At 71.6% G+C, this 1,465-nt stretch carries 1 protein-coding gene and 1 pseudogene; both read right to left on the minus strand.

Translation table 11 applies throughout. The features are described 5' to 3' along the window. A partial coding sequence (locus ACFWBF_RS36430) for a WD40 repeat domain-containing protein (RefSeq protein WP_385609144.1) occupies positions 1 to 1,250 on the minus strand: 1,250 nt, incomplete at its 3' end. A gap of 78 nt (positions 1,251 to 1,328) precedes the next feature. Further along, positions 1,329 to 1,463 (minus strand): annotated as a pseudogene (locus ACFWBF_RS36435) (WD40 repeat domain-containing protein); the annotation flags it as partial. Between the last annotated feature and the right edge of the window lie 2 nt (positions 1,464 to 1,465).

Here is a 1,465-nt window from a genome sequence, read left to right on the forward strand (position 1 = left end):
GCTGTGAACACCGCCACCGCCCTCGCCGCGCCGGTGTGGCCGGTGAGGGGTTCACCTTCCTGGGCGTGGGTGGTGGGGTTCCAGATCCGCAGCGTCTGGTCGTCTCCAGTAGAAGCGAGGCGGGGGGTGCCGTCGGGTGCTGTGAACACCGCCACCGCCCTCGCCGCGCCGGTGTGGCCGGTGAGGGGTTCACCGACTTGTGTTCCGTTGGTGGCGTTCCAGATCCGCACGGTCCCGTCGCTGCCGGCGGAGGTGATGTGGGGGACGCCGCCGGTTGAGGTGAATGTCGCCACAGCCAGCACCCAGCCGGTGTGCCCGGTGAGGGGTTCACCGACTTGTGTTCCGTTGGTCGCGTTCCAGATCCGCAGCGTCCCGTCGCTGCCGGCGGTGACGAGGCGGGGGGTGCCGTCGGGCGCGGTGAACGCCACCACCGTCACCCAGCCAGTGTGGCCAGCGATGGGTGCACCGACTTGGGTTCCGTTGGTGGGGTTCCAGATTCGCACCGTCCCGTCGCTGCTGGTGGTGGTGATGTGGGGGGTGCCCCCGGTTGCGGTGAATACCGCAGGCGCCCGCACCTCGCCGGTGCGGCCGATGAGGGGCTTACCGACTTGGGTTCCGGTGGTGAGGTTCCAGATCCGCACCGTCTGGTCGTAGCTGGCGGTGACGAGGCGGGGGGTGCCGTCGGGTGCGGTGAACACCGCCACCGCCCACACGCCGCCGGTGTGGCCGGTGAGGGCCGGACTGTCCCGGGCGCCGGTGGTGCGGTTCCAGATCCGCACCGTCCCGTCCGCGCCGGCGCTGGCGAGGCGGGGGGTGCCGCCGGGCGCGGTGAATACCGCCACCGCCCACACGCCGCCGGTGTGGCCGGTGAGGGGTCCCCCCATTTGGGTCCCGGGCGTGGGGTTCCAGATCCGCACCGTCCCGTCGCTGCCGGCGGTGGCGAGACGGGGGGCAGCGTAGGACGCGCTGAACGCCGCCACCGCCCTCACCCAGCCTGTGTGGCCGGTGAGGGCCAAGCCGTTCTGGGCGCCGGTGGTGGGGTTCCAGATCCGCACCGTCTGGTCGTCGCTGGCGGTGGCGAGGCGCGGGCCGCCGTAGAGCCCGGTGAACGCTGCCACCGCCCACACGTAGTCGGTGTGGCCGGTGAGGGGCTCACCGACTTGGGTTCCCGTGGTGGGGTTCCAGATCCGCACCGTCTGGTCGTCGCCAGCCGAAGCGAGGCGGGGGGTGCCGTCAGGTGCGGTGAACACCGCCACAGCCCTCACCCAGTCGGTGTGGCCGGTGAGGGGCGCACCGACTTGAGTTCCGGTGGCGGGGTTCCAGATCCGCACTGTGTCGTCCCGGCCAGCCGAAGCGAGGCGGGGGGTGCCGTCAGATGCTGTGAACACCGCCACCGCCAGTACATGATCGGTGTGGCCGGTGAGGGGTTCACCGACTTGGGTTCCGGTGGTGGGGTCCCAGATCC

Origin of the sequence: Streptomyces sp. NPDC060028, assembly GCF_042736725.1 — a bacterium.
Lineage (GTDB): Bacteria > Actinomycetota > Actinomycetes > Streptomycetales > Streptomycetaceae > Streptomyces.